We start from the raw sequence: 14,558 nt of genomic DNA, 5'->3' as shown, positions 1-14,558 counted from the left end.
ATCACCCTCCTAACCCAAGCATGATAGTCTCAAGTGTGGCTTGTAGTGGTTCACTTAGTACACTTGGGTAAACACCAATTAACACAATTAACATCACAAGCACGAGAACCGGTGCCCATTCAAAGGAACGAATATCCGATATGCTAGTGAATTCACGGTGCGCTTTTCCAAATGTCATCCCTAACACCGCTCGCAGTAAGTACACAGCTGTTAAAATGATTCCAAAGCAGCCGACTGCAGCGAGTACCGGCATGGCTTCGAATAATCCTAAAAATGCCATGAACTCACTTACGAAACCACTCATTCCTGGTAGACCAAGTGAAGCCATTGCTCCAGCTAATAAGAAACCAGCTGCAATCGGCATTCCTTTTGCCATTCCGCCAAGCTTGGTAATTTCAGACGTATGGAAACGTTCGTAAAAGATTCCTACTAAGAAGAACAATAAGGCAGAGATCAAGCCGTGAGAAACCACTTGGAAGATCGCTCCTTGTATCCCCGCTTCATTGAGCGCTCCCACTCCGATTAACACAATTCCCATATGAGAAATTGAAGAGTACGCGAGCACCATCTTGAAATCCTTTTGAATCAGTGCAAGAAAGGCACCATACAGCAAGTTCACAACACCGAGTGTGGCAAGCAACCAAGCAATGGAGGTGAATTGTTCTGGAAAAATGCCCATTCCAAAGCGAATTAACCCGTATGCCCCAATCTTCAAAAGAATTCCTGAGTGAAGCATAACGATCGATGGTGGAGCCTGAACGTGAACGCGTAGCATCCATGTATGTAGCGGAAAAATTGGCAGCTTTACACCGAATGCAACTAATAATGCTAGTAATAGCCCCATTTTTACGTTGTCTGTGATACGTGCATGACCTGCATCTGCAGTAAGCAATTGCTGCAACACATCAATATTGGATGTTCCTGTGCGAGCGAACAACACCATAATGACAATCAGTAGGACAGCTGAACCAAGTCCATTGTAAATAAGGAAGCTATAAGCCGCTTTTTCTTTTTCATGATAACCCCATTTTCCGATTAAAAAGAACATCGGTATGAGCGTGATTTCAAAGAATAAGAAGAACAGAATGAGGTTTTCGGCCACGAATACTCCGAGCATCCCTACTTCAAGGAGAAGGAATAGCATGAAGTAGCCCTTCCACTCTTTTTTAATATGAAGCGAAGCAATGGCCGCTAACAAAGAAAGAATGCTTGTTAAAACAACCATGACCAATGAGAAGCCATCCATCCCTAACTCAAACGGAATTTCAAATACTCCTTCACTCATTCCAAAGTGGATCCAGTTCCATTTCAGATTGTACGCAAACAGCTCTGTGCCATTTTTATATTGAGAGAAAACAGCCAATGAAAGAACCATCGCTGGCAAAGTGGCAAGAATCCCAACTAGCTTAATGGAACTCTCCTGCATTTTTGGTATAAATGATAAAACGAGAATCCCAAGTAACGGGGAAAACACGATGAGTGCTAACATCAAATTCATCCGAAGTACCCCCCTGTTACAGCAAAGATCACAAACAATACAGCTAAGCCAACGAAAGCAACGGTTCCGTACATTTGCATCTGACCGTTATGCACGCGTGAACCTGTTTTTCCAAACATCTGGACAGCTTCCACGACTAGCTTGATGATTCCTTCCACAATAAACACTTCAATATACTTGAGGAACAAGCTAAAGAACTTGGTTATGTTCACAATCGTTAACTCGTAAAACTCATCAATAAAGTACTTATTGTATAAAACACTGTACGTCACTGGTGCACGGCTGGATAACCAATCGCGTGACAGAGACTTTTTCCCATACATAAGATACGCAAGGAAAATTCCTGCTAGTGACACTAGTGTTGCCACAATCATGATCCACGCTGGACCTTCGACGTGACCATGGCCAAGCGCTTCATTGCCTTCCACTAACCAATCGCCTAAAAATGTCCCAAACCAAGGTGTGTTCACATATCCAGCAACCACAGCCAGTACGCCAAGCACCACCATAGGAAGTGTCATCACTGAAGGTGACTCGTGTACATTTTTGATTTCTTTTCTAGCCTCACCCGTAAAGACGAGGAAGAATAAACGGAACATATAAAAAGCCGTAAAGAAAGCAGCGATCACAGCTAACCAAAATAATGCTGTGTTTCCATGAACCCAAGCTGAAATTAAGATTTCATCTTTACTAAAAAACCCTGAGAATAATGGAACTCCACTAATCGCCAATGTTCCCACTAAAAATAATGGACCAGTGACGCGAAGCTTTTTCCATAAGCCACCCATTTCTTCAATGTTTTGCGTATGAACGGCATGGATGACACTGCCTGCGGCTAAGAACAATAACGCTTTGAAAAACGCGTGTGTCATCAGGTGGAATACCCCAGCCACATAGCCTGCCGATCCAAGTGCTAACATCATATAACCAAGCTGAGATACCGTTGAGTAAGCAAGTACCCGTTTGATATCGGTTTGAACTAAACCGATGCTAGCCGCAAAGATCGCGGTAACTGCCCCAATCACAGCAACGGTCATTAACGCGGTTTCACTCGCAGTGAAAAGCGGGAATAAAGCCGCTACTAAGTATACCCCTGCCGCAACCATCGTTGCCGCATGGATTAATGCTGACACAGGTGTCGGACCTTCCATGGCATCCGGTAACCAAGTGTGAAGCGGGAATTGACCAGATTTCCCAACGGCTCCAATAAAGATCAGGATTGCCGTTAATGTGATCATGCCTGCAGAAATCGAGCCCGCCTCTACCGCAGCAAAAATCTCATCATATTCAAAGCTTCCTACCTGCCAGAATAATAGAATCATCCCGATAAAAAGGCCAACATCCCCAATACGGGTCATGATAAAAGCTTTTTTTGCCGCCTTTTTGGCGTCTTCCTTATAAAAATAGAAACCGATTAAGAGGAAGGAACCAACCCCGACTAATTCCCAGAAAATATACGTTTGTAAAAGGTTAGGTGATAAAACCAAACCAAGCATTGCAAACGTAAATAATCCTAAATACGCATAAAACACATGAAAGCGTTCATCGTCGTGCATATATCCCTTTGAATACGTATGTACAAGCAAACTAACGAGAGATACGATGACGAGCATTAGCGCATTTAACTGGTTTACTTCAAAACCCGCTGTTAGTTGAACATCTCCGATCGAAAGCCATATGCCCTCTGCTTTATAGGTCGGTTGTGTAAAACGCGCAAATAAGACGATGAGCGAATAAACAAACGACACACCCACTAGCAGGATACCGACATAGGCGCTGTTTTCCTTTAGCTTTTTTCCGAACAGAAGAAGGAACAAAAATGATAGTAGCGGGAAAAGCGGTATGATCCATGCATTTTCCATCAATATCACAATCCCCTTTTTAGAACGCGCTCCGGTTTTGGTATGTTGCGCGTTTGATTGAGGCCCGCTGTAATAAGCGAGTCATATTTTTCTTAATGCTTTAAGGTGTTCATTTCATCCATATTAACGGTTTTTCTGTTACGGTAAAGGGCAATTAAAATCGCCAACCCAACGGCTGCCTCCGCTGCTGCCACAGCGATCGAAAATAATGCAAACACTTGACCCGTAATCCCTGGATTCGCACCGTACTTACTAAAGGCAACCAGATTAATATTGACTGCGTTTAGCATCAATTCAATGGAAATTAATACGATAACCGTATTTCGCTTCGTTAATGCACCGTACAATCCGATACAAAACAGAATTAACGCAAGCGTCAGGTAGGCTGAAACGGGAACTGAACTCATTCCTTATTCGCCTCCTTTTCATCATCTTTTTTCGCTAACACAATCGCTCCGATCAAAGCAACTAACAAGATGACAGAAGTGATTTCAAATGGAATGACAAACTTTGAGTAAAGCGCCACACCAATTTGCTCGGTATTATTTTCATGAAGAGTATTTGGTACAGAGGCCAAATCTAAATCATACAACCCGATATACATCACAACCGCAAAACCAAGGACACCGATAAAAAGGAGAGTCTTTCGAATCCAACCTTCTTCTGGTTCGCTCGTATCATTATGACGGGTAAGCATAATCCCAAATAGCATAATGATGGTAATGGCGCCTGAGTAGATTAATATTTGAACCGCTGCGACAAATTCAGCAGAGAGCATCACGTAAATTCCCGCAATGCTCACAAAGGTGAACACAAGAGCCACGATCATATGAACAACCTTCGTTAAATTCAATAACAGAACGCCGCCAATGACCGCAACGAGCGCTAGCGACATAAATGCGATTAATTCACCCGTAACTGTCATGCTTTATTCACCTTCCGAATATTTTCATCGTTTTCATCTAACCATTCTAGGTTTTTAAATAGCTCATCTCGGCTATATTCCGCGAGCTCAAAGTTATTCGTCATAATAATGGCCTCTGTCGGACATACCTCCGTACAAAGATCGCATAGGATACAGATTTCGAAATTGATATCATACGTATCAATGATTTTTCCTTTTTTCGTAGGGTCAGGGTGTTTTTTCCCGGTCAATTGAATGCAATCGGTTGGACAAATGGCTGCACACTGATTACAGACGATACATTTTTCGGGGTAAAACTTCTGTATCCCACGGAACCGGTCCGGAAGTGGCAGCGGCTCATTTGGATAATCGTAGGTTACTTTTTCCCTTGTTAGGTTCTTGAGTGTATAGGCTAACCCTTTTGCTAATCCAAGCACGTTGACTCACCCTCTCTAGTTTGACTCTGTTAAACTGGGTGTTGATTTCCGCTCCGGGCGCTTGCTTTCCGGGGGGCGTTCGGAGAGCCTCCTCGGCGCTAACGCTTCTGCGGGGTCTCTCCTGTAACGCTGATCCCCCAGGAGTCAATCGCCCTCCGCTCCAATCAACAGAGTGTAAAATCCACTTTGACTTAACAGATTTTTTTAAAAAAGTTTCAACAATTCTTTAACAATTGCGGTTAAGAAAATATTCGCTAATGCTACTGGTAATAGCACCTTCCATCCGAATTCCATTAGTTGGTCTGCTCTTAGGCGTGGGAAGGTGACTCGGATCCAGACTAGGAAGAAGATGACGACGCTGAATTTTAGGGCGAACCATACGGCTCCTGGGATGAATCCTAAGAAGTCGAATGGTGGTAGCCATCCTCCTAGAAATAGTACGGTTGTTAGTGATGCCATTGCGAATAAGTATACATATTCCGCGAGCATGAAAAATGCCCAACGGAAGCCTGAGTACTCGACGTGGAATCCGGCTACTAGTTCGGACTCGGCTTCTGGCAAATCAAACGGTGTACGGTTTAATTCAGCAACGGACGCGATGATAAAGACAAGAAACGCAATCGGTTGCCAAAGTATGAACCAGCCTTGCTCATCTTGAGCGGCGACGATATCGTTCAAATTCAAGCTGCCTGCAAAAAGGATAACCCCAATCACCGACATAACGAGTGGGATTTCGTAGGAAATCATTTGGGCAGCCGCACGCATCCCACCAAGCAGTGCGTACTTATTATTCGATGCCCATCCACCTGTTACCACTCCCACAGTGGTTAAACCGGAAATGGCGATATAGTACAATAACCCCACACCAATATCAGCAAACTGCAGATGATCAGTTAACGGAATCGTTGCTAGCACCATAAATGCCGGTGCGAATGCAATGACAGGAGCAAGGATAAAGAGCGGGCGGTCTGCTAGCTTTGGAATCGTGTCTTCTTTTAATAGAAGCTTTAATACGTCAGCTACCGTTTGCAAAAGGCCCCAGCGTCCACCAACCTGATTCGGTCCTTGACGCAACTGCATAAATCCCATGACTTTTCTCTCTGCTAAAATGGCATACGTAACAAATCCTAAAACCACTAATAATAGAACCGTTGCTAGTAAAAAGAAAATCCCAAAGTTTAAGAGTCCTGGTTGTGATTGCAGCAGTCCCTCTACCATTAGCCATCAACCTCCCCTAGGACAATATCAATTGCACCTAAAATCGCGATTAAGTTTGCTATATTTTCTCCCTCCAATAGCTTCGGAAGAATTTGCAAATTGTAAAAAGAAGGTCTTCTAAACTTCAAGCGGTACGGCTCTTTTTTTCCATCACTCGCGATATAACATCCAATTTCTCCACGAGGTGACTCAATACGAACGTAAGCCTCACCCTTGGGTGCTTTAATAATCTTTGGAACTTTCGCGAGGATCTCTCCCTCTTTCGGGAACTGCTCGACCGCTTGTTCTAAGATTTTCAAAGATTCCTCGAGCTCATCTAGACGAACATGGTATCTTGCCCATGCGTCTCCACCTTCTTGAACAGGAACATCAAAGTCAAAACGGTCATAAATTGAATACGGCTCATCTTTACGAAGATCCCATTTGACTCCCGTACATCTTAGGTTAGCTCCACTTAGTGAGTAATTAATCGCATCTTCTTTCGTGTAGCGACCTACACCCTTCACACGGTTCATGAATATTTCATTCCCCGTCACAAGGTCATGGTAGCCTTTCAGCTGCTCACGCATATATGGAATAAACTCGCCCACTTTTTCAATCCAACCCTCAGGTGCATCCCACTTCACGCCACCTACACGCATGTAGTTAAAGGTAAGGCGTGCACCGGATAATTCATTTAACATATTAATAATCATTTCACGCTCACGGAATGCGTAAAGAAACGGACTTACCGCTCCAATATCGAGTAAATATGTACCCCACCAAACCAGATGGCTCGCGACACGACCAAGCTCCATCGCAATGACTCTCAGGTATTCTGCTCGGTCCGGAATCTTTAAATCCATCATCGTTTCAACTGCATGACAGAGCACGTAGTTGTTCGTCATCGCTGCTAAATAATCGAGTCTGTCTGTGTAAGGAATGATTTGCGTGTATTGTAGATTTTCAGCTAACTTTTCCGTTCCGCGGTGTAAATATCCAATGACTGGCTTTGCTTCCTTGATGATTTCTCCATCAATTTTTAACACCAGACGGAAAACACCATGCGTACTTGGATGCTGAGGCCCTACGTTTAATAGCATTTCTTCCGTTCGAAGCACTCGTTACACCTCCACATCGTATGGTTCGTAGTCTTTGCGTAGAGGGTGACCAATCCAATCATCACCGAGCATAATTCGGTATAAGTTCGGATGATTTTTAAACTGAATTCCCAGTAAGTCATACGCTTCACACTCTGGCCAGTTGGCACCTGCCCAAAGCTTAGAAAGCGACTCCACCTCAGGTTTCTCACGATCAATCTTCACCTTTAACGCAACGGATTGCCTGTTATTATATGAGTAAAGATGAGCATACACTTCCATGTGCGTCTCAAAATCTCCCCCATGAAACTCTGATAAATAGTTAAAACCAAGTTGCTCATTGTAGCGAAGGAACTCAGCAATTTTATAATAGGTTTCCGGCTTTGCCACCAAGGTTGGTACGTCCTTCGACAGATTATTAATATAGAAGTCTTCCAATACATCTTTGCCAAGATGCTCTTCAATCACCTTCACGTATTTATCCAAATACGGTTGGTTTGGCGATGGGACCAGCTCTTCAGGAGCCTCTTCTTCCGCAGGCTTTGCCTTTGCTCTTGCAGCGGCTGCAGCTGCAGCTTTCGCTTTGGCGGCGGCAATCGCCTTTGCTTTTTCATCATCTCCAGGAGCACCGCCTTGTGCGGCAGCTTTTGCTTTGGCGGCTGCGGCGGCTTTCGCTTTCGCGGCTGCGATGGCTTTGGCCTTTTCGTCACCTTCTGCTGGTGCTTCTTCTGCTCCACCTTGCTGTTTTGCTAGTGCAGCGGCCTTTGCTTTTGCGGCTGCGGCGGCTTTCGCTTTGGCAGCGGCGATGGCTTTGGCCTTTTCGTCACCTTCTGCTGGTGCTTCTTCTGCTCCACCTTGCTGTTTTGCTAGTGCAGCGACCTTTGCTTTTACGGCTGCGGCGGCTTTCGCTTTGGCAGCGGCGATGGCTTTGGCCTTTTCGTCACCTTCTGCTGGTGCTTCTTCTGCTCCACCTTGCTGTTTTGCTAGTGCAGCGGCCTTTGCTTTTGCGGCTGCGGCGGCTTTCGCTTTGGCAGCGGCGGCAGCTTTTTGTTTTGCTAAATCCGTGTCCTCCGAGCTAGACGACACTACCTCAGCTTGCTCTTTTTCCTTCATTTTTGCTAATGCAGCAGCTTTTGCCTTTGCTTTTTCCTCATCCGTCATCGGCTTATCATTGGATGCATCTGTTGAAGCTTCCTTTGCTTTCATTTTTGCAAGTGCGGCAGCTTTGGCTTTTTCCGCAGCTTCCTTCTTTAACTGTTCCAGGTCCTTTTCCCCACTCATGGATTAAATCACCCTCTTCCCAGTCTTAGCCTCATAGCGAATTTTTTCTCTTAATTTATTAATTCCGTAAATAAGTGCTGCTGGGTTTGGAGGGCAGCCTGGGATATACACATCGACCGGTACGATTTGGTCAACTCCCTTTACCACCGAATAGGATTTCACATAAGGTCCACCTGCTGTAGCACATGACCCCATCGCGATTACCCATTTAGGCTCTGGCATTTGATCGTATAGTCGACGGACAATTGGTGCCATTTTCTTCGTCACAGTACCTGACACAATCATGACATCTGACTGACGTGGTGACGTACGAAAAAACGATCCGAACCGGTCAAGGTCATAGTGTGAAGAACCTACGCCCATCATTTCGATCGCACAGCAAGCAAGCCCAAACGTCATTGGCCACAATGAATTGCTTCGCGCCCAGGCTTTAATTTGTTCAAGGGTTGTTAAAAATACATTTCTCTTTAACTCTTCTAATTCTTCTGGTGAGATGTTTTCCAATTTTAAGTCCATTTTAACACCTTCTTCTTCCAAGCGTAGACAAGTCCTACAAGCAGCATTAATACGAAAATAAGCATTTCAATCAATGCAAAGATACCGAGTTTCTCATAAGCTACTGCCCATGGATAAAGAAACACGGTTTCAACATCAAAGATTACAAACATTAGAGCAAAAATATAATAGCGGACATTGAACTGCACTCTAGAATCGTGAAATGGTTCAATTCCGCTTTCGTATGTGGTGTACTTCGCATCATAAGGCTTATACGGACGCAATAGTTTCCCCAGAAACAGCGCAACCACAGGTAATAAAACACCAAGACATAGAAACACAAAGACAATCAGATAGTTATTCTGATATACATTTAACAGCTCCATGTCCATCCCCTCCAATGTCTTATAATTTTCTAAACATTTAATTATGTAACCGAATTCATTATAACACTGTTACAAATTTGTGTCGACAAGCCAAAGACTTTTATTGGAATTTCTAAAAAAATGTTTTCTTGTCCCTCGAGGATATAGTATGTGAAATAATAATCTTTATTCTATTAAATGGTAAAAAGCGGTGTTTGTCTGTGAGAATAATCAATAAAATATGAAAATATTATTATTTTTGGAGGATTAGTAGATCATTGAGTTGTGCTGGTGAGTCTTTGTTTGATTCAGTTACCATGGAAGAGTATTTTCATGATCCATGGGCATTGAATTGGTCTTTCAGTTACCGGTCGAGTGGTTTTTCTTGCTATACGGGCACTAAATTGGCCTTTCAGTTACCTTTCTAGCTTTTTTGCTTGCTCCATGGGCACTGAATCGACCTTTCAGTTACCGTATGAACTTTTTTGCTTGCTCTATGGGCACTGAAACGCTACTTCAGTTACCATACGAGCCCTTTTGCTTGCTCCACGGGCACTGAAACCCTACTTCAGTTACCATACGAGCCCTTTTGCTTGCTCCACGGGCACTGAAACCCTTCTTCAGTTACCATACGAGCCCCTTTTGCTTGCTCCACGGGCACTGAAACCCTTCTTCAGTTACCATACAAACTTTTTTGCTTGCTCCACGGGCACTGAATCACCCTTTCAGTTACCAAACGAGCTTTTTTCCCAGCTTCACGGGCACTAAAGCCTGACAATGGTTACCCTCACACTGCTTTTTCCTCGCTCATGGGAACCTAACACCCTCTTATTCCCCGCTCCACCAAAATATAAACATAAAAAACCCCCTCCGACGATCTGACTTAGGATCGCCCAAGGGGGTTGATTGATTGTTTTATCGCTTCTCTGAAACAGAGATACGGTTGATGGCACGTTGCAATGCCATTTCGGCACGCTTGAAGTCTACGTGTGCACGTTGTTGTTCGCGCAGGCGTTCTTCTGCACGCTCTTTTGCACGTAGTGCGCGTTCGACGTCGATGCTATCAGATACTTCCGCAGATTGAGCCAAGATTGATACTTGGTCTGGACGAACTTCCAAAAGACCGCCACTTACTGCTACGTATTCTGTTTTGCCGCCGTTTTTCAAACGAACAGATCCAATTTGTAACGGTGCGACCATTGGAATATGTCCTGGTAAGATCCCTAGCTCACCACTTTGAGCTTTCATACTTACCATTTCCACATCTGATTCATACACCGGGCCATCGGGAGTAACAACACTGACTTTAATCGTCTTCATTTTTTACCCTCCTGGTCCTATTTTAGACCTCTACGCCCATTTTCTTTGCAGATTCGATTACTTCTTCAATTCTACCTACAAGACGGAATGCATCTTCTGGAAGATGGTCATACTTACCTTCTAGGATTTCTTTGAAGCCTTTAACCGTTTCTTTAACAGGAACATATGAACCTGGTTGTCCCGTGAACTGTTCAGCCACGTGGAAGTTTTGAGATAAGAAGAACTGGATACGACGAGCACGAGCTACGATAAGCTTATCTTCGTCAGAAAGCTCATCCATACCTAGGATCGCAATGATATCTTGAAGTTCTTTATAACGTTGTAATGTTGATTGTACTTGACGAGCTACTGAGTAGTGCTCTTCTCCAACGATATCAGGTGACAAGGCACGAGAAGTTGAAGCAAGTGGATCCACCGCAGGGTAGATACCCATCTCAGAAAGCTTACGCTCAAGGTTAGTTGTTGCATCTAAGTGAGCGAAAGTTGTAGCTGGAGCCGGATCCGTATAGTCATCGGCAGGTACGTAAATCGCTTGGATAGATGTAACAGAACCTACGTTAGTAGATGTGATACGTTCTTGCAGTCTACCCATTTCAGTAGCAAGAGTTGGTTGGTAACCTACCGCTGATGGCATACGACCTAAAAGGGCAGAAACCTCAGAACCTGCTTGTGTGAAACGGAAGATGTTATCCATGAAGAAAAGAACGTCTTGTCCTTGATCATCACGGAAGAATTCAGCCATTGTCAGACCCGTTAGAGCAACACGCATACGTGCTCCAGGCGGCTCGTTCATTTGTCCGAATACCATCGCTGTTTTCTTAATAACTCCAGAGTCAGTCATTTCGTGGTAAAGGTCGTTACCTTCACGTGTACGCTCACCAACACCTGCGAATACTGAGATACCGCCGTGCTCTTGAGCGATGTTGTTGATTAACTCCTGGATAAGAACTGTTTTACCTACACCGGCACCACCGAATAGACCGATTTTTCCACCTTTAATATATGGAGCAAGTAGGTCTACTACTTTGATACCTGTTTCAAGAATTTCTACTTGTGTAGAAAGTTGCTCGAATTTTGGTGCTTCTCTATGGATAGAGTCGCGACGAGCACTCGCAGGAATCTCCTCATTTAAGTCGATTGCCTCACCAAGTACGTTAAATACACGTCCAAGTGTTACATCACCAACTGGTACAGAGATAGCAGCACCAGTGTCTTCTACTTCGATTCCACGAGTTAATCCATCAGTAGAAGCCATTGCGATGGTACGAACTGTATCGTCACCTAAGTGAAGGGCAACTTCAAGGGTTAAGTTGATATCAACTTCAGATTCGCTCTGCGCGTTGTTTACAATTTTAAGTGCATTATAGATCTGTGGTAGATGACCGCTTTCGAACTTTACGTCAACAACCGGACCCATAACTTGAAGAACGCGTCCTTTAGTCATTGTGTTCCCTCCCTAATACTTCATAAAACTTAGCAAATATAATCTATGGATATCAGGCCCATAGAAGAATGGTATGGTATTGTATTGTGTTTCGGTGTCCAGCTCCAGCGGCTAGCTCCTCGGGGTCATAAGCCAAAACCCTCCAGAGGTCAGGACCTCCTGCGGTATTCGTCTTATGCCTGTCGGAGCTGGTCAAGCCGCTTCCGCTATTCTAACGCAGCTGCTCCACCAACAATTTCTGTTATCTCTTGTGTAATTGCCGCTTGACGTGCACGGTTGTAGACAAGGCTTAGGTTGCTGATTAGATCATTTGCGTTGTCTGTTGCATTCTTCATAGCAGTCATCCTTGCAGCGTGCTCACTTGCTTTACTGTCAAGAAGGGCACCATAAATTAGGCTCTCCGCGTACTGTGGCAATAGGACATCAAGAATTTCCTCCGCAGATGGTTCAAACTCGTAAGATGTAAGTTTCCCTTCTGATTGAATATCAGTTAGAGGGAGAAGCTTCTTCTCGGTTACATCCTGTTGAATCGCACTTACGTAGTGGCTGTAATATAGGTACAACTCATCAAATGTCTCGTCAGCAAACATACCAACGGTCTTTGAAGCGATGTCTTTTATTTCAGCGAAGCTTGGTTGATCTGGAACTCCAATGATGTCCAGAATAACCGGCATATTGCGTTTCTTAAAGAAGTCACGGCCAACACGTCCGATTGCGATAATCGCAAATTCGTCGTTTGATTTGTGACGGCTTTTAATTGTATTAAATAGCTGCCTTAGCACGTTACTGTTGTATGCACCCGCAAGACCACGGTCAGAAGAAATGACTACATACCCAGTCTTTTTTACCGGACGGCTTGTAAGCAATGGGTTTTGCACGCCCTTACTTCCTTGTGCGATCGAAGCAGTAACCTCTTGAATCTTCGTCATGTAAGGAACGAAAGCTTTCGCGTTCATTTCCGCACGATTCATCTTTGCAGCAGATACCATTTGCATGGCTTTTGTAATTTGGCTCGTCTTCTTCGTCGAAGTAATACGAGATTTTATATCGCGTAATGATGCCACAGATTCTCACCACCTTGTTTTCAAAGTGAAACACTTGGGAAAGAGGAAGAACCGGTCTTCCTCTTCCCATTCATTAATTACTCGCTAATAGCAAACGTCTTTTTGAAGTCGTTAATTGCAGAAACTAATACATCGTCAGCTGGAAGGTCTTTTGTAGTTACGATTTGGTCAAGCACGTCCTTACGGTTGTGGTCTAACCAAGATAAGAACTCACCTTCGAAACGCTGGATATCCGTTACCGGAATATCATCTAAGTGACCTCTAGTTAATGCGTAAAGAATCATTACTTGCTTCTCTACTTTTAACGGCTTGTTAAGATCTTGCTTAAGAACTTCAACAGTACGAGCTCCACGGTTAAGCTTTGCTTGCGTTGCTTTATCTAAGTCAGATCCGAACTGAGCAAATGCTTCTAGCTCACGGTATGAAGCAAGGTCAAGACGCAGTGTACCTGCAACCTTTTTCATCGCTTTGATTTGGGCAGAGCCCCCTACACGTGATACAGAAAGACCTGCGTTGATCGCTGGACGTACACCAGAGAAGAATAGGTCAGATTGTAAGAAGATTTGTCCGTCCGTAATCGAAATTACGTTTGTTGGAATATAAGCAGATACGTCACCTGCTTGAGTTTCGATGAATGGAAGAGCTGTGATTGAACCAGCACCCTTTGCATCGCTAAGCTTTGCAGCACGCTCTAATAGACGGCTGTGTAAGTAGAATACATCCCCTGGATATGCTTCACGACCTGGAGGACGACGTAGTAATAGTGATAATTCACGGTAAGCCGCAGCTTGCTTAGAAAGATCATCGTATACTACTAGTACGTGCTTGCCATTGTACATGAATTCTTCACCCATTGTTACACCAGCATAAGGAGCTAAGTATAATAATGGAGCTGGTTGAGATGCAGAAGCTGTTACAACGATTGTGTACTCTAATGCACCCATTTTACGAAGGGTTTCAACTGCGTTACGAACCGTTGATTCCTTTTGTCCGATGGCTACATAGATACATACCATGTTCTGATCCTTTTGGTTAAGGATGGTATCGATAGCAACAGATGTTTTACCTGTTTGACGGTCTCCGATGATTAACTCACGTTGACCACGACCGATTGGCACAAGTGCGTCAATCGCTTTAATTCCCGTTTGAAGTGGCTCGTGTACAGATTTACGATCCATAACACCAGGTGCTCCAGCTTCAATTGGACGAGATTTTGTTGTTTGAATTGGACCCATACCGTCAACCGGTTGTCCAAGAGGGTTTACCACGCGGCCAATTAGCTCTTCACCAACTGGAACCTCCATGATACGTCCTGTACGACGAACCTCGTCACCTTCACGAATATCAGTGAAAGGTCCAAGGATGATAATACCAACGTTATTTTCTTCTAGGTTTTGCGCCATACCCATAACGCCGTTCGAAAATTCAACTAGCTCACCTGACATTACATTGTCAAGACCATGAGCACGAGCAATTCCGTCACCAATTTGGATAACAGTACCTACATCACTCACTTGAATTTCCGACTGATAGTTTTCGATTTGCTGTTTTATCAGCGCACTAATTTCTTCAGCATTGATGCTCATGAGTT

General features: G+C 44.1%; 14 protein-coding genes. All 14 read right to left on the bottom strand.

Annotated elements, in window-relative coordinates; genetic code table 11:
- Position 1 precedes the first annotated feature (1 nt).
- The 14 genes from ACQ5H4_RS08455 to atpA all read right to left on the bottom strand — a co-directional run bounded on the left by ACQ5H4_RS08455 (position 2) and on the right by atpA (position 14,553).
- On the bottom strand, positions 2-1,498 hold the full coding sequence (locus ACQ5H4_RS08455; RefSeq protein WP_430774502.1) for an NADH-quinone oxidoreductase subunit M: 1,497 nt from the start codon (positions 1,496-1,498) through the stop codon (positions 2-4).
- Complete coding sequence (nuoL, locus tag ACQ5H4_RS08450; RefSeq protein ID WP_430774501.1) at positions 1,495-3,363, bottom strand: NADH-quinone oxidoreductase subunit L; 1,869 nt, start codon at positions 3,361-3,363, stop codon at positions 1,495-1,497. Before nuoL ends, ACQ5H4_RS08455 begins: the two co-directional genes overlap by 4 nt.
- Positions 3,364-3,452: 89 nt before the next feature.
- Positions 3,453-3,767 (bottom strand): NADH-quinone oxidoreductase subunit NuoK, encoded by a 315-nt coding sequence (gene nuoK, locus ACQ5H4_RS08445; protein ID WP_160545851.1) that lies wholly within the window; start codon positions 3,765-3,767, stop codon positions 3,453-3,455.
- On the bottom strand, positions 3,764-4,285 hold the full coding sequence (locus tag ACQ5H4_RS08440; RefSeq protein WP_430774500.1) for an NADH-quinone oxidoreductase subunit J: 522 nt from the start codon (positions 4,283-4,285) through the stop codon (positions 3,764-3,766). Before ACQ5H4_RS08440 ends, nuoK begins: the two co-directional genes overlap by 4 nt.
- On the bottom strand, positions 4,282-4,701 hold the full coding sequence (gene nuoI / locus ACQ5H4_RS08435) for an NADH-quinone oxidoreductase subunit NuoI (RefSeq protein WP_066057898.1): 420 nt from the start codon (positions 4,699-4,701) through the stop codon (positions 4,282-4,284). Before nuoI ends, ACQ5H4_RS08440 begins: the two co-directional genes overlap by 4 nt.
- 204 nt (positions 4,702-4,905) lie before the next feature.
- Entirely contained in the window at positions 4,906-5,919 is a 1,014-nt protein-coding gene (nuoH, locus tag ACQ5H4_RS08430) for an NADH-quinone oxidoreductase subunit NuoH (protein ID WP_430774499.1), read from the bottom strand.
- Positions 5,919-7,019: an NADH-quinone oxidoreductase subunit D gene (locus ACQ5H4_RS08425; RefSeq protein WP_119710244.1), complete on the bottom strand. Its 1,101-nt coding sequence runs from the start codon at positions 7,017-7,019 to the stop codon at positions 5,919-5,921. The genes nuoH and ACQ5H4_RS08425 overlap by 1 nt, the downstream gene beginning before the upstream one ends.
- Positions 7,020-7,022: 3 nt before the next feature.
- On the bottom strand, positions 7,023-8,279 hold the full coding sequence (locus tag ACQ5H4_RS08420; RefSeq protein ID WP_430774498.1) for an NADH-quinone oxidoreductase subunit C: 1,257 nt from the start codon (positions 8,277-8,279) through the stop codon (positions 7,023-7,025).
- Between the two features lie 3 nt (positions 8,280-8,282).
- Positions 8,283-8,795, bottom strand: a complete 513-nt coding sequence (locus tag ACQ5H4_RS08415) for a NuoB/complex I 20 kDa subunit family protein (RefSeq protein ID WP_430774497.1) — start codon at positions 8,793-8,795, stop codon at positions 8,283-8,285.
- Entirely contained in the window at positions 8,786-9,160 is a 375-nt protein-coding gene (locus ACQ5H4_RS08410; RefSeq protein WP_066059966.1) for an NADH-quinone oxidoreductase subunit A, read from the bottom strand. Before ACQ5H4_RS08410 ends, ACQ5H4_RS08415 begins: the two co-directional genes overlap by 10 nt.
- Positions 9,161-10,054: 894 nt before the next feature.
- Positions 10,055-10,459 carry a F0F1 ATP synthase subunit epsilon gene (locus ACQ5H4_RS08405; RefSeq protein ID WP_430774496.1) on the bottom strand — a complete coding sequence of 135 codons (405 nt, stop codon included), beginning with the start codon at positions 10,457-10,459 and terminating at the stop codon, positions 10,055-10,057.
- Between the two features lie 22 nt (positions 10,460-10,481).
- The gene (gene atpD / locus ACQ5H4_RS08400; RefSeq protein WP_251520574.1) at positions 10,482-11,903 is read right to left on the bottom strand and encodes a F0F1 ATP synthase subunit beta; all 1,422 of its coding nucleotides are present in this window, start codon (positions 11,901-11,903) and stop codon (positions 10,482-10,484) included.
- 206 nt (positions 11,904-12,109) lie between these two features.
- Positions 12,110-12,967 carry a F0F1 ATP synthase subunit gamma gene (locus ACQ5H4_RS08395; RefSeq protein WP_430774495.1) on the bottom strand — a complete coding sequence of 286 codons (858 nt, stop codon included), beginning with the start codon at positions 12,965-12,967 and terminating at the stop codon, positions 12,110-12,112.
- A gap of 77 nt (positions 12,968-13,044) precedes the next feature.
- Positions 13,045-14,553, bottom strand: a complete 1,509-nt coding sequence (atpA, locus tag ACQ5H4_RS08390; RefSeq protein WP_317458086.1) for a F0F1 ATP synthase subunit alpha — start codon at positions 14,551-14,553, stop codon at positions 13,045-13,047.
- Between the last annotated feature and the right edge of the window lie 5 nt (positions 14,554-14,558).

The organism is Bacillus coreaensis, assembly GCF_050586445.1.
In the GTDB taxonomy this organism is placed as follows: Bacteria; Bacillota; Bacilli; order Bacillales; family Cytobacillaceae; genus Robertmurraya_A; species Robertmurraya_A coreaensis.
This window is presented reverse-complemented; position numbering and strand designations above follow the sequence as displayed.

Coding starts and splice junctions, on each gene's coding strand:
- ACQ5H4_RS08455 (WP_430774502.1), bottom strand. CDS start 1,498: ATGAATTTGATGTTAGCACTCATCGTGTTTTCCCCGTTACTTGGGATT.
- nuoK (WP_160545851.1), bottom strand. CDS start 3,767: ATGAGTTCAGTTCCCGTTTCAGCCTACCTGACGCTTGCGTTAATTCTG.
- ACQ5H4_RS08440 (WP_430774500.1), bottom strand. CDS start 4,285: ATGACAGTTACGGGTGAATTAATCGCATTTATGTCGCTAGCGCTCGTT.
- nuoH (WP_430774499.1), bottom strand. CDS start 5,919: ATGGTAGAGGGACTGCTGCAATCACAACCAGGACTCTTAAACTTTGGG.
- ACQ5H4_RS08420 (WP_430774498.1), bottom strand. CDS start 8,279: ATGAGTGGGGAAAAGGACCTGGAACAGTTAAAGAAGGAAGCTGCGGAA.
- ACQ5H4_RS08415 (WP_430774497.1), bottom strand. CDS start 8,795: ATGGACTTAAAATTGGAAAACATCTCACCAGAAGAATTAGAAGAGTTA.
- ACQ5H4_RS08410 (WP_066059966.1), bottom strand. CDS start 9,160: ATGGAGCTGTTAAATGTATATCAGAATAACTATCTGATTGTCTTTGTG.
- ACQ5H4_RS08405 (WP_430774496.1), bottom strand. CDS start 10,459: ATGAAGACGATTAAAGTCAGTGTTGTTACTCCCGATGGCCCGGTGTAT.
- atpD (WP_251520574.1), bottom strand. CDS start 11,903: ATGACTAAAGGACGCGTTCTTCAAGTTATGGGTCCGGTTGTTGACGTA.
- atpA (WP_317458086.1), bottom strand. CDS start 14,553: ATGAGCATCAATGCTGAAGAAATTAGTGCGCTGATAAAACAGCAAATC.